Here is an 18,664-nt window from a genome sequence, read left to right as displayed (position 1 = left end):
AATGCTGGTGTTGACGAGGCGGATCGGTGAGAGCGTGCGCATCGACGGCGAGATCGAGGTCACGCTGCTCGACATCAAGGGCGACAGCGTGCGCATCGGCGTCAAGGCCCCGCGGGAGACCCGCATCCAGCGCACCGAGATCATCGAGGCCGTCGTCGCCGAGAACGTCTCCGCGGCCGCCGACACCGACGCGAGCGCCGCCGACGCGATCACCGCGGCACTCGCGCGGGGGCGCGAGAAGCAGACCCCCTAGGCCCCGCGTCAGACGGCGGTCAGGTCGGACTCCTGCGCCCGCTTCCACTGATCCCCGCCGGCGTGCCGTGCCCGATCGGCCGCAGATGCGGCCGCCGCGACGAGCGTGTCGTAGTCGTATCCCGCGACGGATGCCGTCGCCCAGCCGATGCTGGCGGAGGAGCGGATCCCGCTCGCCGGCGCCTCGAGGTCGATGATCGACACGGATGCCAGGATCGCCCGCAGGTGGAACCGCACCGCCTCGTCGCTGCCGTGGATGATGACGATCGCGCGGTCGTCCGCGACCCGCTCCGCATCGGCCGTCGCCGGCAGCGCGTCGCAGATGTCCGCGTGGAAGCGATCGGCGATGCGGCGGAAGCCGGCGCTGCTCGACGCCTCGCGGAGGTCGGTGGGGTCGTCCAGACGGATGTCGAGGATCGACCACGCGGGGTCCTTCTGCGCCGCCGCCTTGCGCAGGCGCTCCCTGGCACGGTCCGCGGCACCGTCGGCCCCCGGTACCGGGCTCTCCACCCGCACGAGGAGCACGAGGGTGAACGCCGCACACGTGCTCACGACGATCGTCCCCAGCGCGTTCACGCCGCGGAGCGCGCTGAGCTGCTCCTCCGTGCTCACGCCTCCCGAGACAAGGGCGGACCCGGCGCTGACGACGGCGACCACGACGAAGCCGCACGCGGCGAGCGCGAGCGGCAGCACGACGTCCCGCGACGCCGGCTGTCCTCGGAGCAGCTCCCAGGCGAGCAGACCGGCGAAGACCGCCATCGCCAGGAAGACGACGTGGAAGACCGGCAGATACCAGCGTGTGCCCGCGGTGAGGATCAGCGCGGTGGGCACCCCGACGAGTGCGAGGACGACCGGCGTCCAGGGCGCCGACCGCCCGAAGTGCATCCGCACGCCGATCCAGACGAGCGGTACGAAGGAGACGACGATCGCGGAGGCGGCCGCGCGCAGCACGGGGCTGCCGGTGTGATGGCCGGCCAACCAGAGGTAGGCGCCGAGCATCCCGATACCGAAGGCGACACCCCACACGATGGTCGCCCTGCTCGGCCGGGCCAGGGTGGCGAGACCGACGACGATCGCGGTGAGCACCGTCACCACCGCGACCATGCTCGTGGTGACGTCGACGCTGACGGGCACAAGGGGTGTCATGCGGAGACCTCTTTCGTTCGTCGGGGGAAACGGACGGTGACGGTGGTGCCGACGTCCACCTCGCTCGCCACGAGGATGGCGCCGCCGTGCGCGACCACGATGTCCCGCGCAATGCCCATGCCGAGCCCGGTGCCGGCGATGCCGCCACGCACGGCGCTGTCGGCGCGGAAGTACGGCTCGAACAGCCGCGGCAGCTCCTCCTCGGCGATGCCGATCCCGGTGTCGGCCACCGTGACCTCGGCATGTCCGTCCGGCTCCGCCAGCCGCACCGTGATGCGGCCGCCGGCAGGCGTGTATTTGACGGCGTTGCCGAGCAGGTTATCGAGCACCTGACGGAGCCGGAAGGCGTCGCCGGTGATCACCATCCGGTCAGCCCCGTCGAGCACGAGCTCCTGCCGCGCGGCACCCATCAACGGTGCGAAGGACGCGGCGGACTCCTCCACGACGACGCGCAGGTCCACCGGTTCGAACGGATCGTGCGAGACTCGTCCTGTCTGGGCCTGCATGCTCGTGACGAGGTCCTGGAGCCGTTCCCCCGCGTCCGCGATGACCTCGATCTGCGCCGGCACCCGGCCGGGGAGGTCATCGCGCTCTCGCAGGAGCTCGACGTGGCCGATGATCGCGGTGAGCGGGTTGCGCAGCTCGTGGGAGATCACGGCGGTCAACGCCCGCCGCTCCTCGGCGGCCTCCAGGAGCGCGGTGACGTCGTCGATGACGACGAGGGTGATGCGCTCCCCCTCCCGCGCGCCGGCGATGGGCTGCGTGGACACGGCCAGGGCGTGCCACTGCCCCGCACCGTCGTACAGCCACACCCGCTCCTCCCGCATCTGCTCGCCCGCTGCGGCTCGCGCGAGTGTGGTGCGCTCCGGCGTCAGAGCCGTTCCGCGGCGCCCGTCGTACTCGACGGACGCGGACGGGAGGGCCGTGCCGAAGCGGTCACGGCCGTAGAGCGAGCGGTAGGCGTCGTTCATCTGCAGGATGCGACCGGCGGAGGTGACCACCACCAGCGCGATGCCCAGCGCGTCGATGACCTGGGTGACGCGCTCCTGATTCGTCTCGGCCCGCTCCGCCGCCCGGTTCACCTGCTCCGAGCGGCGCTGCAGGAGCCGGCGCGCCGCGCCGGACCGCTGGGCGCCGATGCGGACGGTCACGCCCAGGAAGCTCAGGGTGATGACGACCGTGAGCACCCGCAGCAGCACGTCCTCCGGCGGGCCAGAGCGGTCCGCGAAGAACACCAGACAGCCACCGCTGAGCACGATGCCCGCGAACACCCAGGGCATCGAGAAGTAGGTCGCCAACCAGACCACCGGGAAGACCCAGAGGAAGCCGAGCCGGAGATCCGGCACGTTCGTGGTCAGCCCCACCCCGAGCACGTCCAACAGCGGGAGGGCGGTCACGGCCGTCCGCGGCAGACGTCGCCACGGCACCATGAGCGCCACGAGGGTCGTGACGACGATGAGCCCGATTCCGCCGATGAACAGCGGGATCGCGAGGGTCTGCGGCTTGAAGCCCGCGACCATCACCACGATGGCCACGATGCTCGCGGTGAACACCAGCTGCCACCGCCAGATCGAGACCGTGCGGATCATCAAGGTCCGCCTCCCGGTCGATCCTCAGCATTCACGCAAGATTACTCAAAGATCGTCCCTTCTCGCTCTTCAGGAGGCCTTCCCGTCCTACGATTCTGAGTGGGAGCCGACGCTGCGACTGGGGATTTCGCAGAAGCTGGGGCCGCGCGAGTGGGGATTCGCAGGCATCCGGGGCCGCGGTGGGGGAGCCGCGGCCTCGACCCCTTCTTTCAGGCGGGGCGGTCGTCGGACGTGAGGCGGTACCCGACACCGCGCACCGTCTCGATGTAGCGGGGGGCGGTGGGGCTGTCGCCGAGCTTGCGGCGCAGGTTCGCCATGTGCGTCTCGATGGCCCGCTTGTCCGGTTCGCTCACCCGGTCGAACGCGTCGCCGGAGGTTCCGCGCAGTCCGCGAGCGAGCTCGACCTTGCTGCAGACCCTGCGGCCGGCCTCGAGGAGTGCCGCGAGCAGGTCGAATTCGGTGGGGGTGAGCTCGACGGGGCGCTGGGCGACGAGCACGAGACGCGTGTCGAGGTCGAGGCTGAGGTCGCGATGCACGAGCCCTCGCCACGTGGCGACGGTGGCATCCCCGGCGGGCACCGCCGGGAGTGGGGTGATCGACGCGGCGGAGGTCGCCGTGGCGGCGTTCGACGGCGGGGTGCTGGCGACCTCCGGCGCCCCCTTGGCTACGGCCGACGAGCGGTTGCGGCGGAGGAGCGCCTCGATCCGCGCCCGCAGCTCGCGTGGCCGGAAGGGCTTCACCAGGTACTCGTCGGCGCCGGAGGTGAGGCCGAGCACCACATCCGATTCGTCGGCCAGGGCGGACAACATGATGATGAACGTGTCGCTGACCTGACGGATGCGCCGCGCGACCTCGAAGCCGTCGATGCCCGGGAGGTTGATGTCCAGCGTGGTGATGATCGGATGGTGCGCCGCCACGGCTGCGAGACCCTCCGGGCCTGACCCCGCCTGCACGGTTCGGAACCCCGCGGCGAGGAACACCTCATCCAGGAGCGAACGCACACCGGGGTCGTCTTCGATGATGACCGCGACCAGCGGCTCCCCCGCCGTCATGCGCGCTCCTCGCGGGCGATCGTGACGAAGCGCGGCGCGTCCGCATCCAGCTCCGAGGGATCGAGGTCGGCATCGTCCTCGCCGGCCCCGACGGGCCGTTCGATCTCGATGTCCCACCAGGCGTCGGCGAGCTCCTCCGCCATACCGCGGCCCCACTCCACGACCACCACCGATCGCTCCAGGTCGAGGTCGAGGTCGTCGAGCTCGGCCGCGGACCCGAGACGGTACGCGTCCACGTGCACGAGGGGGGCGCGGCCGACGAGCGACGGATGGGTGCGGGCGATCACGAACGTCGGGCTCTGCACGGGCCCTCGGACCCCGAGGCCCTCGGCCAGTCCGCGGGTGAAGGTGGTCTTGCCGGCCCCCAGCGGCCCGGTGAGGATGAGCAGGTCTCCCGGCTCGAGCTGCTCGCCGATGCGCAGCCCGAGCTGCTCCATCTCCTCGGACGTGGCGATCCGGCGTCGTCCGAGGAACGCCGGGTCCAGGCTCACGTCGTCCTCCGCGGTACCCGGTGACCGATGCGCGTGACGATCTCGTACCCGATGGTGCCGGCGGCCTCCGCCCAGTCCCCGGCCGATGGCACGCCGAGGGTCGGATCCCCGAAGAGCGTGACCTCGTCGCCGACCGCGACCGGGGCGTCTCCGACGTCCACGACGAACTGATCCATCGCGATCCGGCCCACGTTGGTATAGCGGCGCCCGCCGATCGACACGGGCAGTCTCCCGGAGGCGCTGCGGGGCACGCCGTCGGCATAGCCCAGCGGCACGAGCGCCAGGGTGGTGGCGCGGTCCGTGCGATGCACGTAGTCGTAGGAGACCCCGGTACCGGCGGGAACCCGCCGCACGGCCGCCACGGCCCCGCGCAGGGTCATGGCCGGGCGCAGGCCCAGCTCCGCGGACGAGCGGTCATCGAAGGGCGAGAGGCCGTAGGTGCCGATGCCGATGCGCACGGCGTCGAGTCGTGTCTCGGGCAGATCGATGGCGGCGGCGGTGGCGGCGATGTGGCGGATCTCCGGACGCACGCCGAGCGCAGCGGCCTGCGCCACACCCTCCTCGAACCGGGCGAGCGCGGCGCGGTCGTCGGCCGGCGAGGCGTTGGAGAGGTGGCTGAAGAGCCCCACGACCCTGACCCTCCCGATCCGCTCCAGGCGGGCGGCCTCGGCGAGCACCGTCGCCCAGTCGTCCGGAGCGATGCCGTTGCGCGACAGCCCGGTCTCGAGCTTCAGGTGCACGGCGACCGGGCGGTTCGCGGATGCGGCGGCGGCTGCGGCCTGCAGCTGGTCGTACGACGAGATGCCGATCTCGACGCCCTCCGCCGCCGCCTCCAGGAACCGCTCCCCCGGCGCGTGCAGCCACGCCACGATCGGCGCGTGCACCCCTTGGCGCCGCAGCTCCAGCGCCTCCGGGATCTCGGCCACCCCGAGCCGTGTCGCACCAGCGGAGAGCGCGGCCACAGCGGCGGCGGCCGCGCCGTGACCGTACGCGTTCGCCTTCACCACGACGAGCACCTCCACGCCGGTGAGGCGACGGAAGTGCCGGACGTTGTCGGCGATCGCATCGAGATCGATCGTGGCCTCGCGGAACGGGACGGTCACAGCGGGGCTCCTTCGGCGACGACGAACGCGGCGGCGAGGCCGGCATCGTGGGTGAGAGTGAGGTGCAGCGTCAGGATCCCCCGTTCCTCGACCACCTCGGCCGTGGATCCGGACAGCACGAAATGCGGTCGTCCTGAGGGCTCGGAGGCGATCTCGATCTCGGTCCAGTGCACCCCGTCGGAGCCGCCGAGCGCCTTGATCAGCGCTTCCTTCGCAGCATATCGCGCGGCCAGAGACGGCAGCCGGAGCTCACGTTCGGACGGGGCGAACAGCCGCTCCCGAAGTCGAGGGGTCCGGGTCATCGTGCGCTCGAACCTCGGGATGTCCACGAGGTCGATGCCGGTGCCGATGATCACGCGTTCAGCCTACTCGGGCTTCCCCACCCACCCCGTTACGAACGCCCCACCCCTCTGCGTGCGCACGCAGAGGGGTGGGGTGAACAGAAGGGGGTAGGTCGGCGGTCACTCCACCGTGACGGACTTCGCGAGGTTCCGCGGCTGGTCCACGTCGAGGCCCTTCGCGGTGGCCAGCGCCATCGCGAAGATCTGCAGCGGGACGACGGCCAGCAGCGGCTCGAACATGGGGCCGGCGAGCGGGATGTGGATGACCTCGTCCGCGAAGGGCAGCACGGCGGCGTCGCCCTCCTCGGCCACCACGATCACGCGGGCACCGCGGGCGCGGATCTCCTGGATGTTGGAGACGACCTTGGAGTGCACGAGCGCGGAGTGCCGCGGCGACGGCACGAGCACGAACACCGGCTGCCCCGGCTCGATCAGCGCGATCGGACCGTGCTTGAGCTCGCCCGCGGCGAAGCCCTCGGCGTGGATGTAGGAGATCTCCTTGAGCTTGAGCGCACCTTCGAGCGCGATCGGGTAGCCCACGTGACGACCGAGGAACAGCACCGAACGGGTGTCGGCCATCCAGCCCGCGAGCTGGGTGACGTGCTCGTGCTCGCTCTCCAGCACCTTGGCGACCTTCTCCGGCAGCGCGGCGAGCTCCTCGACATCGGTCGAGGCGTCGGCCACCACACCGCGGACCCGTCCCATGTGCAGGCCGAGCAGCAGCAGGGCCGTGATCTGGGCCGAGAACGCCTTGGTCGAGGCGACGGCGACCTCCGGGCCGGCGTGCGTGTAGACGACGGCGTCCGACTCCCGTGGGATCGTCGCGCCTTGCGTGTTGCAGACCGACAGTGTGCGGGCGCCGCGCTCGCGGGCGTACTTCACGGCCATCAGGGTGTCCATGGTCTCGCCGGACTGGCTGATGGAGACCACGAGGGTGTCGGCGCCGATGACCGGGTCGCGGTAGCGGAACTCATGGGCGAGCTCGACGTCGACCGCCACGCGGGCCCACTGCTCGATCGCGTACTTGCCGACGAGCGCGGCGTACGAGGCCGTCCCGCACGCGGTGATGATGACGCGGTTGATGCCGACGAACAGGTCGTCGAGACCGTCGAGCTCCGGGATCACGACCTGGCCGTCGCGGATGCGGCCGCGGATGGTGTTGGCGACGGCCTCCGGCTGCTCGGCGACCTCCTTGGCCATGAAGCTCGACCAGCCGCCCTTCTCGGCGGCGGCGGCGTCCCACGACACGTCGAACGGCTCGGCGGTGACGGGGGTGCCGGCGAAGTCGGTCACGGTCACCGCGTCGGGGGTGATCGAGACGATCTGGTCCTGGCCGATCGCGAGGGCCTTGCGGGTGTGCTCGACGAAGGCGGCGACGTCGGAACCGAGGAAGTTCTCCCCTTCGCCCAGGCCGATCACGAGCGGCGAGTTGCGGCGAGCGCCGACGACGAGTCCGGGGTGGTCCTGGTGCATCGCGAGGAGGGTGAAGGCGCCCTCGAGGCGGTTGACGACAGCACGGAACGCGAGGGCGAGGTCGCCCCCGTTGCCGGCGTACTCGCGACCGAGCAGCGCCGCAGCCACCTCGGTGTCGGTCTCGCTGCGGAAGACGACGCCGTCGGCGAGGAGCTCGTCGCGCAGAGCCGCGAAGTTCTCGATGATGCCGTTGTGGATCACCGCGAGCTTGTCGTCGTCGGCGAGGTGGGGGTGCGCGTTGACGTCGGTCGGGCCGCCGTGCGTCGCCCACCGCGTGTGCCCGATGCCGGTCGTGCCGTCGTTGAGGGGCGCATCGCCGAGCGAGTCGCGCAGCATGGCGAGCTTGCCCGCCTTCTTGCGCATGCCCAGCGTTCCCTCGCCGTCGATCACGGCGATGCCCGCGGAGTCATAGCCGCGGTACTCGAGCCGGGCGAGGCCGGCGAGAAGGATGTCCTGGCTGGGCCGCGGGCCCACGTATCCGACGATTCCACACATGGGGATAAGGGTAAGCGGGAATTTTTGCGAGTCGTCCGAACAATAGAGCGCCGCCGGAGGGGCTCAGAGCTTGCGCAGGAGCACGCTCTCCACGTCGTGATCCGCGCTCTTCCGCAGGATCAGGCGCGCGCGGTGCCGGGTGGGCATCACGTTCTCGACGAGGTTCGGCATGTTGATCTCGTTCCAATATCCCAGTGCGGTCGTGATCGCCTCCTCGTCGGTGAGGTGCGCGAACACGTTGAAGTAGGACGACGGGTTGCTGAAGGCTCCCTGCCGCAGGGCGAGGAACCGGTCGACGTACCACTTCTCGATGTGGGCGGTGTCGGCGTCCACGAAGATCGAGAAGTCGAAGAGGTCGCTGACCGCGACGTCGTTCGGGGCGGGCGGGGGTTGCAGGACGTTGAGCCCTTCGACGATGACGACATCGGGGCGACGCACCACGACGTGCGCATCGGGGACGATGTCGTAGCGCATGTGGGAGTAGAACGGCGCCCGCACCTCAGGGGCTCCGCTCTTGACCTCCGTGAGGAACTCGATCAGCGCACGGCGGTCGTACGACTCCGGGAAGCCCTTGCGATCCATGAGGCCGCGGCGCTCGAGCTCGGCGTTCGGGTAGAGGAAGCCGTCCGTCGTCACCAGCTCCACCCGCGGCGTCCCCGGCCAGCGGCTCATCAACTCGCGGAGGAGCCGGGCGATGGTCGACTTGCCCACGGCCACGGAGCCGGCGACTCCGACGACGAAGGGCGTGGTCGTGTCGTCCTCCTGGAGGAACGACGAGGTGGCCGCACCGAGCTGCTTCGTGGCGCTCGCGTACAGGCTCAGCAGCCGGCTCAGCGGGAGGTACACCTCGCGGACCTCGGTGAGGTCGAGGCGATCTCCGATGCCTCGCAGCTCCACGACCTCGGTCTCCGTCAGGGGCTGATCGAGTCCGGCGGCGAGACGCGCCCATTCCGCGCGCCCGATCTCCCGGTACGGCGACAGCGGCAGCGTGGGGTCGGCGGTGGTCACGTCGTCCATCGTAACCGCGCGCGAGTATCCTCATCCCGTGCGCCTGGGAGTCCTCGACATCGGATCCAACACCGTCCACATGCTCGCCGCCGACGTGCGGCCGGGCGGACGACCGCTCGCCACCACGAGCGACCGGACCGTGCTGCGCCTCATGCGCTACCTCACACCGGACGGGGCGATCGCGGAGCAGGGTGTGCAGGCCCTGGAAGCAGCCGTCGCGCAGGCGCGCCGGGTGGCGGAGGAGGAACGCGTGGACGCGCTCCTCGCCACGGCTACGAGCGCCGTCCGCGATGCCCGCAACGGGGCCGAGGTGATCGCCCGCATCGAGGCCGTCCTCGGCCAGCCGCTCCAGGTGCTCGACGGGGAGACCGAGGCCGCGCTCACGTTTCTCGCCGTGCGGCGCTGGTTCGGGTGGTCTGCCGGCCAGCTGCTGCTCCTCGACATCGGCGGCGGCTCCCTGGAGATCGCCGCCGGTGCCGAGGAGGTTCCGGACGTCGCCGCGTCCGTCCCGCTCGGAGCCGGGCGCATGACCGTGCAGTTCCTTCCGCAGGACCCTCCGGGTGAGGGCGACGTGGAGCGCCTCCGGGCGCACGCCCTGACGACGCTCGACGCGGTCACCTCGCGGTTCCGCAGCCTCCCCCGACCGGACCACGTCGTGGGCTCCTCCAAGGCGATCCGCTCACTCGCCCGGCTCGTCGGCTACCCCGTCCCCGGCTGGTCGGGCATCGAGCGGATGCTGCTCCCCCGCGAGTCCCTCGGGTCGTGGATCCCGCGTCTCGCGCGCCTCCCCGCGTCGGCACGGCAGGAGCTCCCGGGGATCACGCCCGACCGGACCTTCCAGATCGTGGCGGCGGCGGTGTCGCTGCATGCCGCCATGGGCGCGCTGGACGTGGAGGAGCTGGAGGTCTCGCCATGGGCGCTGCGTGAAGGCGTGCTGCTGCGGTACATCGAACAGCTCGGCGGCTGACCGCCTCGGCCCGGAGACGACGAACCAGCCGGCCGCCGAGAGGCGACCGACCGGTTCGGAGACGACAGTCCTAGAGCGCGAGGCGCTCCTGCACGACGGCCGCGAGACGCTCTGCGTAGGCCCGGGCCGACTCGGAGTCGGCGGCCTCGACCATCACGCGCACGAGCGGCTCGGTGCCGGACTTGCGCAGCAGCACGCGCCCGGTGTCGCCGAGCTCGGCCTCGACATCGCGCACCGCCTGCTGCACGACCTCGTCCTCGGCGACGCGATCCTTGTCGACGTCGCGGACGTTGATCAGCAGCTGCGGGTAGACCGTCATGACCGAAGCGAGCTCCGCGAGGGACTTGCCCTGTCGCGCCATCTCGGCCACCAGGTGGAGTCCGGTGAGCAGGCCGTCGCCCGTGGTCGCGTACTCGCTCATGATGACGTGGCCGGACTGCTCGCCGCCGAGCGCGTACCCGCCCTCGTTCATGTCCTCCAGCACGTAACGGTCGCCGACGGCCGTCTGGCGCACCGTGATGCCGTGCTCGCGCATCGCGACGTGCAGACCGAGGTTGCTCATGACCGTCGCGACGAGCGTGTCGTCGGTGAGGCGTCCGCGCTCCTTCATCGACAGGGCCAGGATCGCCATGATCTGATCGCCGTCCACGACGTTGCCCTGCGCGTCGACCGCGAGACAGCGATCAGCGTCGCCGTCGTGCGCGATGCCCACGTCGGCGCCGAGCCGGACGACGGCTTCGGCGAGGTTGTCGAGGTGCGTGGAGCCGACGCCGTCGTTGATGTTCCAGCCGTCGGGGTCGGCACCGATCACGGTGACCTCGGCGCCGGCGTCGCGGAACGTCTCGGGAGAGACTCCGGAAGCGGCACCATGGGCGCAGTCGAGCACGACGTGGACGCCCTCGAGACGGTGCGGCAGCGAGCCGAGCAGGTGGACGACGTAGCGGTCCTCCGCGTCGGAGAAACGGTCGATGCGACCGACGCCGGCGCCGGTCGGACGCAGCATCTCGCCGTGCATGGCCTCTTCGATGCGCTGCTCGACCACGTCGGGGAGCTTGCGGCCGCCGCGGGCGAAGATCTTGATCCCGTTGTCGGGCGCCGCGTTGTGCGATGCGGAGATCATCACGCCGAAGTCCGCATCCCGATCAGCGACGAGGAACGCCAGAGCGGGCGTCGGGATGACCCCTGCCTCGAGGACATCGACCCCCGAGGAGGCGAGGCCCGCGGCGACCGCAGCGGTCAGGAAGTGCCCGGAGACCCGCGGGTCACGGGCGACGACGGCGGTGAGTCGCTTGCCTTCGGCCTTGCGAGCCTCCGCCGTACGGCCCTGGCCCAGGACGACAGCAGTCGCCTGGGCCAGGGTGAGCGCCAGGTCGGCGGTGAGGATGCCATTGGCGAGTCCTCGCACGCCGTCCGTGCCAAAGATCGGCATCGGAGCAGTGGACCTTAACGCTTCGAGTACTGAGGCGCCTTACGGGCCTTCTTGAGTCCGGCCTTCTTGCGCTCCTTGACGCGGGCGTCGCGCGAGAGGAAGCCGGCCTTCTTCAGGGTCGGACGGTTGTTCTCCGCGTCGATGCCGTTGAGGGCACGCGCGATGCCGAGACGCAGGGCGCCGGCCTGGCCGGAGTCGCCACCACCCGAGATGCGGGCGATCACGTCGTAGGCACCGGCGAGGTTCAGCGCGGTGAACGGGTCGTTGATGAGCTGCTGGTGCAGCTTGTTCGGGAAGTAGTCCTCGAGCGTACGGCCGTTGACCGTGATGGTGCCCGAGCCGGGAACCAGACGCACGCGGGCGATGGCCTGCTTGCGACGGCCGACAGCGGCGCCCGGGACGCTCAGCACGGGGCGGGGAGCCGCCTCGACCGCGTCGGTCTCCGGGGTCGACGTCGAGAAGTTCTGGAGGTTTTCGGTGGAGTCCTGGATGTCAGCCACGAGTATGTCCTTAGTCTGTACGGCGCTTACTGGGCGACCTGGTCGAGGGTGTACGGCTGGGGCTGCTGTGCGGCGTGCGGGTGCTCGGCACCGACGTACACCTTCAGCTTCGACAGCTGCTGGCGGCCCAGGCTGTTCTTCGGGAGCATGCCGCGGATGGCCTTCTCCACTGCGCGGACCGGGTTCTTCTCGAGGAGCTCGGCGTAGCTGACGGCCTTGAGGCCGCCCGGGTAGCCGGAGTGGCGGTACGCCATCTTCTTCTGGAGCTTCTGACCCGTGAGCGCGACCTTCTCGGCGTTCACGATGATGACGAAGTCACCCGAGTCGATGTGGTTGGCGAAGGTCGGCTTGTGCTTGCCACGCAGGAGCGTCGCCGCGTGCGAAGCCAGACGGCCGAGAACGACGTCGGTGGCGTCGATGACGACCCAGTCGCGCTGGACTTCGCCAGCCTTGGGGGTGTAAGTGCGCGTCACGATAGTGCTGCTTTCTTGTCGAACGGAGGTGTTCGTGAATCCCACTCCGGGGTGGTTCTTCCTGCTGGGGAGGAACACGCCAGTGGAGGGCTCACGTTCGGATGTGCATCTTCCCCGCAGGCAGGGAAGGGCACCAAAGAGTCAGCATACGCCACCGGAACGGCATTCCCAAACCGGCTCGGACCGGCGTCGTCAGTCCGGCCGGACGGTCACGAGGATCGGCCGGTGATCGCTGGACCGCTGCGGCAGCGTGGTGATGCGCTCGATCTCGAAGCCGGACGAGGTCGCGAAGTCGTAGTGTCCGCGGAAGACGCGGTACCGCGTGTAGGTGTGGTCGTCGCTGAGGGAGAGGGCGTAGCCCTGGTCTCGGACCGCCTGCCCGAGGTTCTCCTTGAACACGGGGTAGTTGTAGTCCCCCACCATGAGCTGCGGCAGCCCCTCGCCCAGCGTCGCGAGCTCGGCGAGCGCGGCGCGGATCTGGTGCCGGCGCAAGGAGTTCAGCGCGGTGAGGGGGGCGGCATGGAAGGACGCCACGATGAACTCTCCGCCATCGTCGATGTCGCGCAGGCGGGCGCCGAGGACCCGCTCGTGCGCGGGCTTGGCGATGCGATCGTGCAGCGACTTCTTCAGGCCGAGGGTGCGGATGCCGAGCAGACGGTAGGTGCTCTCGCGATAGAAGAGAGCGAGGCCGAGCCTGTTGCCCTGCGTCGCATCCGCCAGGACGAGACCGCCGATCCGATCCGGAAGCTCCGGGACGTCGCACTCCTGGAGGCAGAGGATGTCGGGATCATGCTCATCGACGAGCGCCGCGAGCTCGCCCGCGGCGCGGTGCTTGCGCAGGTTGTAGGAGATGACCTTCATGATCGTCCCCACGCTACCCGCCCCATCTGTGCCCCGGCTCCCGAGCCCGGCGTTCAGTCGCTCTCGCGGTCGCGTCGGGCCCTGGTCTGCGCGGCCCTGGCCGCCAGCAGCTCGTCGGCCGGATACCCGACCTCGGTGAGCGTGAGCCCGCGGGCGGCGAGGACCTTGAACGCGCTCGTCCGTGTCAACGCATCGCGGAGCACGACGAGGTCGTCCACATCGAGCCGCCCCTCCCCCACGGCGGCGCACGCGCCGACCAGCGCCCGCACCATGCTGTGACAGAACGCGTCCGCCTTCACCTCGGCCACGAGCACGCCCTCCGCGTCCCGCTGCCACCGGTAGTCGAGCAGCGTCCGGATGGTGGTGGCCTCCTCGCGCGGCTTGCAGTAGGCCGCGAAGTCGTGCAGACCGATGAGGGTCCGGGCGGCGGCGTCCATGGCCTCCGCATCCAGCCGGCCCCGGATGGTGGTGGTATCGAGCCGTCGCAGCGGGTCGTACCCGGCGAGGTCGTCGGCGAGCCGGTAGCGATAGCGGCGCCAGACCGCGGAGAAGCGCGCGTCGAAGCCCTCGGGGGCGAGAGAGGAGCGGATGACCGTCACGTCGGGGTAGGCGCCGAGCACCCCACGCATCCGCGCCGCGATGCTGCCCGCCGGATCCTCGGCGGCGCGGCCGTGGCGCGCCTGGATCCGCGCCCACTGCGCCTCGTCGAGATCCACGTGCGCGACCTGTCCGCTCGCATGCACGCCGGCATCCGTGCGTCCGGCGACGACGAACCGCACCGCGGAGCCCACGATCCGGGCGAGAGCCGCCTCCAGCGCGCCCTGCACCGTGCGGAGCGTCGGCTGCGTCGCCCAGCCGCGGAAATGGGTACCGTCGTAGGCGATGTCGAGCCGGATGCGCACGAGGCCAGCCTAGGACAGCCTCGCGCGCACCCTGCGCCTCAGATGCCGCCGTCGACCGAGCGGATCATCGCGCCCGGGTCCTCGGGCACCATCACCTCGGTCTCGCGGTTCAGGCTCTCGCCCCGGAAGAACCGCTTCGACCGCGGGAAGAGGTACCAGAGGAACATCAGGACCAGACCGATCGCGAGCGACCCGATGCCGATCACGAACGTGCCGCCGATGCCGAAGAGCACGGTGTAGCCGTAGTCCACGTCCCACATGTCGATCGCCGACTGCACGAACGCCCCGGTCAGCAGCAGCGCCCCGAGCAGCGGGAAGATGCCCTTGAAGAACAGGTCGCGGGCCGAGCGGCGCAGGTCGGCGCGGAAGTACCAGACACAGGCGAAGCCGGTGATGGCGTAGTAGAACGCGATCGCGAGGCCCAGCGAGAGGATCGAGTCCTGGAGGATGTTGTCGCTGATCAGGGTCATGCCGACGTAGTAGAGGGAAGCCACCACGCCCATGACGATCGTCGAGAACGACGGTGTCTTGTAGACCGGGTGCACGTCCTTGAACTTCGCGGGGAGCGCTCGGTACACGCCCATCGCGAGCGTGCCGCGGGCCGTCGGGAGGATGGTGGTCTGGGTCGACGAGATCGCCGAGATGATGACCGCGACCACCAGCACCCAGCCGAACGGTCCGAGCAGGCCGTCCTTGATGGCCAGGAAGAAGTCGTCGGCGTTGGCCTCGTTGCCGAGCCCCGTGCCGTCCTCGCCGAGCCCGGCGTACATCATCGCGGCGATCGTCACCGCGACGTACGTCACCAGAAGGATGATGCAGGTGAGCACCGCGGCCCGGCCGGGGATGCGCTTCGGGTCCTTCGTCTCCTCGTTGAGGGCGAGGCAGGTGTCCCACCCCCAGTAGATGAAGAGCGCGAGGAGGATCGCCTCCGTGAAGCCCGACCAGTCGGTGAAGCCGAACGGGTTAAGCCACTCCCACGCGAACGGCGTGGCGTCGGGGGCGTCGCCCGTGAAGAACTGCCAGAGGGCGGCGACGATGAAGATCGCCAGCGCGAGGTACTGGATCGCGAGGAGCACGTTCTGGATGCGCTCGCCGATCTCGACGCCGCGCCAGCTCACCCAGGTCATCGCGGCGATGAACAGCACCGCCACCACGACGACCCGCCAGTCGTTGTTCTCGAGGTCCTGGCCGATCAGCGACCAGAAGTAGACGGAGGCGATCTGCGCGAGGTTTGCGAGCACGACCATGCCGGCGACCGCGACGCCCCAGCCGCCCATCCAGCCCACCCAGGGGCCAAAGGACTTCGTGCCCCAGGTAAAGGTGGTGCCGCAGTCGGGGACGGCGTTGTTGAGCTCGCGGTACGCGAAGGCGATCAGCAGCATCGGCACGAAGGCGATGATGAAGGCGATCGGCGCCTGGGCGCCGACGGCGAGCACGACGAAGCCGAGCGTCGCGACGAGCGAGTAGACGGGGGCCGTGGAGGCGAGCCCGATGACGGTGGATCCCCACAGGCCGAGGGTGCCTGCAGCCAGGCCCTTGCCGTCGGGGCGTTCGAGGTGGATGGGCGTCGTTGCCATGTTCTGAACAGTACGGCCGGCCGCGGTATCCCGTCAATCTTTTTGTTCCAGCAACGGATTCCACGTGCCGCGTGAGGATATGCGAAGGATTCCGTGGATCAGTCGCGCCCGAGCATTCCATCGGCATGCGCCGCCACCCACTCCATCAGAGGCAGCATCCGCTCCATGAGGTCACGCCCCAGCGGGGTGAGGCTGTACTCGACGTGCGGCGGCACGGTCGGCAGCGATTCGCGGTGCACCAGGCCGTCGTCGGTGAGCGTGCGCAGGGTCGACGCGAGCATCTTCTCGCTGATCCCGTCGACCTCCCGACGCAGCTCGCCCCAGCGCCGCGTGCCGTCGGAGAGGCAGGAGAGCACCAGAACGCCCCACTTGCTCATGATGTGGTCCAGGACGACCCGCGTGCCGCACCCCTGATCGAAGAGAGCGGGCTGCGAGTCGCGGATCTGCGCAAAACTCACCGTCATGTGGGTACCTTACCGAAAAGTGGGTACCCGCCGAAAGGAATGCGCGGCTCGGGTGCGGGGGTTGTCCGGGGAGTCAGCTACGAAAGGACTCCCATGACCATCCTCGTCACCGGTTCGACCGGTCACCTCGGCCGCCTCATCGTCGCCGCCCTGCTCGAGCGCGGCATCGACCCACAGGCGATCCGCGCCGGCGCGCGCGACGTCGCCAAGGGTGCCGACCTCGGCGTGCCCGTCGTCCGTCTCGACTACACCGACCCGGCGTCGGTCGCGGCGGCGCTCGACGGCGTGGACACCGTCGTGCTCATCTCCGGCTCGGAGGTGGGCCAGCGCGTCGCGCAGCATCAGGCGGTGATCGAGGCCGCGAAGGACGCCGGCGTGTCGAAGTTCATCTACACGAGCGCTCCGAAGGCCAGCACGAGCTCGCTCGTCCTGGCCCCCGAGCACAAGGCGACCGAGGAGCTCATCGCAGCCGCGGGCCTGCCCGCGGTGATCCTTCGCAACAACTGGTACACCGAGAACTACGCCGCCGACCTCGCGCGCGCGGCCGAGACCGGCACCCTCAGCGCCGGCACCGGGGAGGGCCGCGTCGCCTCCGCCAACCGGAAGGACTACGCCGAGGCCGCGGCCGTCGTCGCCACCGAGGACGGCCACCTCGGTGCCGTCTACGAGCTCGGCGGGGACGTCGCGTGGACCTACGCCGATCTGGCCGCCGCGATGACAGCGGTCACCGGCCGCGAGGTCGCCTTCGTCCCGCTGTCCGCAGACGAGCAGCTCGCGGCGCTCCGTGCCGCCGGCCTCGATGAGGGCACCGCCGGGTTCGTCGTCGCCCTCGACGCCGGCATCCGCGACGGCGCCCTCGCGGACACCGACGGCACCCTCCGCCGCCTCATCGGCCGCCCGACGACGCCGCTCGTCGAGGGCCTCCGCGGCCTGGTCTGACCCGCGGAGCGCCGCCGTCACCGACGGCGGCGCTCCCCCGGCGCCGGCTCCACGGCGCTCTGCACGTAGGCGACGGTGAGCGTGATGCTGCCGCGGCGCAGGCCCTCGGCACGCAGCACCGCGTCCACGGCGTCACGGGCATGCCGCAGCGTCGCGACGCTGCGCACCCGCCCGTCGACGCCGATCGCCGCCTCCACCGCCACACCGTCCGCTCCGGCAGCGACGGCCACGATCGGTTCCGCTCCGCGCTCGTTCCCCCACACCGATGCGCCCGCACGCAGGAGGTGGGAGACGAGGGACCCCGATCGGTACACGCCGCGCACCCCGGAGCAGGCGCGCAGCGCCGCCTCGATCCGGAGCGCGAGACCCGCGCGCTCCTCCTTCGACAGCTGGGCGCCGGTCATCATGCCCCCTCCCTGACGTCGGTGATCGCGACATCGATCGCCGCGACCTGCAGGTCGGTATGACGACGCAGCCGGTCCTCCACCTCTGCGCGCAGGCGGTCGGCGACGCGGCGGAGCGGGTCGCCGAGGCGCACGCTCACGTCGATCGCCACGCGTACGGGCGCTCCGGGCTCGGTGACGTCGCCGTCCAGCCGGCACCGGCCGACCAGCACGCCGGGCACAGCCTCCTCAGCGGCACGGATCAGTCCGCGGACAGCGCCCTCGGTGATGGCCAGGTCCACGTCCGGATCGTCGTCGGCGAAGGGGATGCGGCGTCCCGCCTGGGCGTCCATCGCGATGCCGCTGAGGATCCGGTCCACCCAGCTCTCGTCCGCGGGCGGTGCGGACGCCGCTTCCTCGTCCATCAGCGCGGTCCCGAGACCCCGCAGTCTCTCCAGGGCGTCGAGGGCGAGCTGGCACCCCGGAGACTCCTCGATCGCAGGGTTCCTCGGGGTGCGTCCGGCCTCCAGGTAGTCGCTGAGGTCGTCGATCGTGTACCCGTCCAGGTCGGCGGGCTCCAGGCCGAGGCGGCGCAGCCGATCGTCCTCGTGGTGCTCGGTCATCGCCACCCCTCCATCCGTGTGATCAGGAATCGTCTCGCGCGGGACAGCAGTCCGCGCACCGTGCTGACGGGGATGCCGAGCTCCTCGGCGATCTCGTCGTAGCTGTAGCCGCCGAGTTCGCGCAGCACCCAGCACTCGCGCTGGGCCTCCGGGAGCGCACGCAGAGCGGCACCGAGGGCCGCCACGCCCGCTCGCGCCTCGACGACCGCATCAGGCGTGGTCTGCGGCGGTGCCGGACGATCGAGCTCGTCCACGTCGAGGGCGGGCCGCGTACGGCGCAGGAAATCCACCGCCTTGCGACTCACGATCCGCATGAGCCAGCTCTTGACCTTCGCCGGATCCTCCAGCTCGCCGAACCGCTGCCATGCGGTCACGAACGCGTCCTGCACGATGTCGTCGACCTCCGCCGACGCGTTGAGCATCCGCTGCGTGTACGCCCTCATCATCGGGGTGTACCTGCGTACGAGCACCGCGAACGCGGCGACGTCCCCATCCATCGCACGACCGGCGACGATGCGGTCCCCGGCCTGCTCCAGCGCCTCGCCCCAGCGATCGGCTGCCATTCCCCCACCCCTCGTTCACGGTTCACCAGCCGT

Annotated in this window: 21 protein-coding genes; 3 read left to right on the top strand and 18 right to left on the bottom strand. The window is 70.5% G+C overall.

Annotated features, from left to right (window positions below):
* Nucleotide 1: 1 nt before the first annotated feature.
* Nucleotides 2-253 (top strand): carbon storage regulator CsrA, encoded by a 252-nt coding sequence (gene csrA, locus WFJ36_RS10470; RefSeq protein WP_025104370.1) that lies wholly within the window; start codon nt 2-4, stop codon nt 251-253.
* An 8-nt stretch (nt 254-261) separates the two neighbouring features.
* On the opposite strand, the gene WFJ36_RS10465 is transcribed toward csrA, so the two are convergent.
* From WFJ36_RS10465 to coaA, 8 genes are all read right to left on the bottom strand, one after another.
* Nucleotides 262-1,398, bottom strand: a complete 1,137-nt coding sequence (locus tag WFJ36_RS10465; RefSeq protein ID WP_071327512.1) for a hypothetical protein — start codon at nt 1,396-1,398, stop codon at nt 262-264.
* Nucleotides 1,395-2,987, bottom strand: a complete 1,593-nt coding sequence (locus WFJ36_RS10460) for a sensor histidine kinase (RefSeq protein ID WP_071327513.1) — start codon at nt 2,985-2,987, stop codon at nt 1,395-1,397. Before WFJ36_RS10460 ends, WFJ36_RS10465 begins: the two co-directional genes overlap by 4 nt.
* Nucleotides 2,988-3,196: 209 nt before the next feature.
* Nucleotides 3,197-4,039 (bottom strand): response regulator transcription factor, encoded by an 843-nt coding sequence (locus WFJ36_RS10455; RefSeq protein WP_071327514.1) that lies wholly within the window; start codon nt 4,037-4,039, stop codon nt 3,197-3,199.
* Complete coding sequence (gene tsaE, locus WFJ36_RS10450; RefSeq protein WP_240743056.1) at nt 4,036-4,530, bottom strand: tRNA (adenosine(37)-N6)-threonylcarbamoyltransferase complex ATPase subunit type 1 TsaE; 495 nt, start codon at nt 4,528-4,530, stop codon at nt 4,036-4,038. Before tsaE ends, WFJ36_RS10455 begins: the two co-directional genes overlap by 4 nt.
* Nucleotides 4,527-5,633: an alanine racemase gene (alr, locus tag WFJ36_RS10445; RefSeq protein WP_336643250.1), complete on the bottom strand. Its 1,107-nt coding sequence runs from the start codon at nt 5,631-5,633 to the stop codon at nt 4,527-4,529. The genes tsaE and alr overlap by 4 nt, the downstream gene beginning before the upstream one ends.
* Nucleotides 5,630-5,989, bottom strand: coding sequence for a holo-ACP synthase (locus tag WFJ36_RS10440; protein ID WP_292787245.1), 360 nt, complete (start codon nt 5,987-5,989; stop codon nt 5,630-5,632). The genes alr and WFJ36_RS10440 overlap by 4 nt, the downstream gene beginning before the upstream one ends.
* A gap of 105 nt (nt 5,990-6,094) precedes the next feature.
* On the bottom strand, nt 6,095-7,942 hold the full coding sequence (gene glmS / locus WFJ36_RS10435) for a glutamine--fructose-6-phosphate transaminase (isomerizing) (protein ID WP_336643249.1): 1,848 nt from the start codon (nt 7,940-7,942) through the stop codon (nt 6,095-6,097).
* 63 nt (nt 7,943-8,005) lie between these two features.
* Complete coding sequence (gene coaA, locus WFJ36_RS10430) at nt 8,006-8,959, bottom strand: type I pantothenate kinase (protein WP_336643248.1); 954 nt, start codon at nt 8,957-8,959, stop codon at nt 8,006-8,008.
* A 28-nt stretch (nt 8,960-8,987) separates the two neighbouring features.
* Here coaA and WFJ36_RS10425 point away from each other — a divergent pair, with 28 nt between their 5' ends.
* A complete protein-coding gene (locus WFJ36_RS10425) occupies nt 8,988-9,917 on the top strand; it encodes a Ppx/GppA phosphatase family protein (RefSeq protein WP_071328043.1) in 930 nt (309 codons plus the stop codon).
* A gap of 70 nt (nt 9,918-9,987) precedes the next feature.
* Here the strand turns inward: WFJ36_RS10425 and glmM are convergent, their stop codons facing one another.
* The 7 genes from glmM to WFJ36_RS10390 all read right to left on the bottom strand — a co-directional run bounded on the left by glmM (nt 9,988) and on the right by WFJ36_RS10390 (nt 16,123).
* Complete coding sequence (gene glmM / locus WFJ36_RS10420; protein ID WP_292787252.1) at nt 9,988-11,346, bottom strand: phosphoglucosamine mutase; 1,359 nt, start codon at nt 11,344-11,346, stop codon at nt 9,988-9,990.
* A 14-nt stretch (nt 11,347-11,360) separates the two neighbouring features.
* The gene (gene rpsI, locus WFJ36_RS10415; protein ID WP_025104384.1) at nt 11,361-11,846 is read right to left on the bottom strand and encodes a 30S ribosomal protein S9; all 486 of its coding nucleotides are present in this window, start codon (nt 11,844-11,846) and stop codon (nt 11,361-11,363) included.
* A gap of 26 nt (nt 11,847-11,872) precedes the next feature.
* Nucleotides 11,873-12,319 (bottom strand): 50S ribosomal protein L13, encoded by a 447-nt coding sequence (gene rplM, locus WFJ36_RS10410; RefSeq protein WP_071327520.1) that lies wholly within the window; start codon nt 12,317-12,319, stop codon nt 11,873-11,875.
* A 192-nt stretch (nt 12,320-12,511) separates the two neighbouring features.
* Nucleotides 12,512-13,180, bottom strand: coding sequence for an endonuclease/exonuclease/phosphatase family protein (locus WFJ36_RS10405; protein WP_071327521.1), 669 nt, complete (start codon nt 13,178-13,180; stop codon nt 12,512-12,514).
* A 53-nt stretch (nt 13,181-13,233) separates the two neighbouring features.
* Nucleotides 13,234-14,082 (bottom strand): tRNA pseudouridine(38-40) synthase TruA, encoded by an 849-nt coding sequence (truA, locus tag WFJ36_RS10400; RefSeq protein ID WP_336643247.1) that lies wholly within the window; start codon nt 14,080-14,082, stop codon nt 13,234-13,236.
* 38 nt (nt 14,083-14,120) lie between these two features.
* Nucleotides 14,121-15,659, bottom strand: coding sequence for an APC family permease (locus WFJ36_RS10395; protein ID WP_336643246.1), 1,539 nt, complete (start codon nt 15,657-15,659; stop codon nt 14,121-14,123).
* 98 nt (nt 15,660-15,757) lie between these two features.
* Complete coding sequence (locus WFJ36_RS10390) at nt 15,758-16,123, bottom strand: winged helix-turn-helix transcriptional regulator (protein ID WP_071327524.1); 366 nt, start codon at nt 16,121-16,123, stop codon at nt 15,758-15,760.
* Between the two features lie 93 nt (nt 16,124-16,216).
* On the opposite strand from WFJ36_RS10390, the gene WFJ36_RS10385 reads away from it, so the two are divergent.
* Entirely contained in the window at nt 16,217-17,062 is an 846-nt protein-coding gene (locus tag WFJ36_RS10385; protein ID WP_292787264.1) for an SDR family oxidoreductase, read from the top strand.
* 17 nt (nt 17,063-17,079) lie between these two features.
* Here the strand turns inward: WFJ36_RS10385 and WFJ36_RS10380 are convergent, their stop codons facing one another.
* From WFJ36_RS10380 to WFJ36_RS10370, 3 genes are read right to left on the bottom strand one after another with little or no spacing between them, the layout of a single operon-like run.
* Nucleotides 17,080-17,469: a hypothetical protein gene (locus WFJ36_RS10380; protein WP_336643245.1), complete on the bottom strand. Its 390-nt coding sequence runs from the start codon at nt 17,467-17,469 to the stop codon at nt 17,080-17,082.
* Complete coding sequence (locus WFJ36_RS10375; protein ID WP_071328045.1) at nt 17,466-18,068, bottom strand: Asp23/Gls24 family envelope stress response protein; 603 nt, start codon at nt 18,066-18,068, stop codon at nt 17,466-17,468. The genes WFJ36_RS10380 and WFJ36_RS10375 overlap by 4 nt, the downstream gene beginning before the upstream one ends.
* Nucleotides 18,065-18,631 carry an RNA polymerase sigma factor gene (locus WFJ36_RS10370; RefSeq protein WP_336643244.1) on the bottom strand — a complete coding sequence of 189 codons (567 nt, stop codon included), beginning with the start codon at nt 18,629-18,631 and terminating at the stop codon, nt 18,065-18,067. Before WFJ36_RS10370 ends, WFJ36_RS10375 begins: the two co-directional genes overlap by 4 nt.
* Nucleotides 18,632-18,664 lie beyond the last annotated feature (33 nt).

Source organism: Microbacterium sp. MMO-113, from assembly GCF_037148555.1.
In the GTDB taxonomy this organism is placed as follows: Bacteria; Actinomycetota; Actinomycetes; order Actinomycetales; family Microbacteriaceae; genus Microbacterium.
Note: the sequence above shows the minus strand (reverse complement) of the source record. Positions and strands in the feature narration are given on the sequence as shown.

Bases quoted from the DNA above. Each gene is read 5' to 3' on its own strand.
- WFJ36_RS10465 (WP_071327512.1), bottom strand. From the start codon at position 1,398: ATGACACCCCTTGTGCCCGTCAGCGTCGACGTCACCACGAGCATGGTC.
- csrA (WP_025104370.1), top strand. From the start codon at position 2: ATGCTGGTGTTGACGAGGCGGATCGGTGAGAGCGTGCGCATCGACGGC.
- WFJ36_RS10385 (WP_292787264.1), top strand. From the start codon at position 16,217: ATGACCATCCTCGTCACCGGTTCGACCGGTCACCTCGGCCGCCTCATC.
- WFJ36_RS10405 (WP_071327521.1), bottom strand. From the start codon at position 13,180: ATGAAGGTCATCTCCTACAACCTGCGCAAGCACCGCGCCGCGGGCGAG.
- WFJ36_RS10390 (WP_071327524.1), bottom strand. From the start codon at position 16,123: ATGACGGTGAGTTTTGCGCAGATCCGCGACTCGCAGCCCGCTCTCTTC.
- WFJ36_RS10460 (WP_071327513.1), bottom strand. From the start codon at position 2,987: ATGATCCGCACGGTCTCGATCTGGCGGTGGCAGCTGGTGTTCACCGCG.
- glmM (WP_292787252.1), bottom strand. From the start codon at position 11,346: ATGCCGATCTTTGGCACGGACGGCGTGCGAGGACTCGCCAATGGCATC.
- WFJ36_RS10455 (WP_071327514.1), bottom strand. From the start codon at position 4,039: ATGACGGCGGGGGAGCCGCTGGTCGCGGTCATCATCGAAGACGACCCC.
- WFJ36_RS10375 (WP_071328045.1), bottom strand. From the start codon at position 18,068: ATGACCGAGCACCACGAGGACGATCGGCTGCGCCGCCTCGGCCTGGAG.
- coaA (WP_336643248.1), bottom strand. From the start codon at position 8,959: ATGGACGACGTGACCACCGCCGACCCCACGCTGCCGCTGTCGCCGTAC.
- WFJ36_RS10380 (WP_336643245.1), bottom strand. From the start codon at position 17,469: ATGATGACCGGCGCCCAGCTGTCGAAGGAGGAGCGCGCGGGTCTCGCG.
- glmS (WP_336643249.1), bottom strand. From the start codon at position 7,942: ATGTGTGGAATCGTCGGATACGTGGGCCCGCGGCCCAGCCAGGACATC.
- WFJ36_RS10370 (WP_336643244.1), bottom strand. From the start codon at position 18,631: ATGGCAGCCGATCGCTGGGGCGAGGCGCTGGAGCAGGCCGGGGACCGC.
- WFJ36_RS10395 (WP_336643246.1), bottom strand. From the start codon at position 15,659: ATGGCAACGACGCCCATCCACCTCGAACGCCCCGACGGCAAGGGCCTG.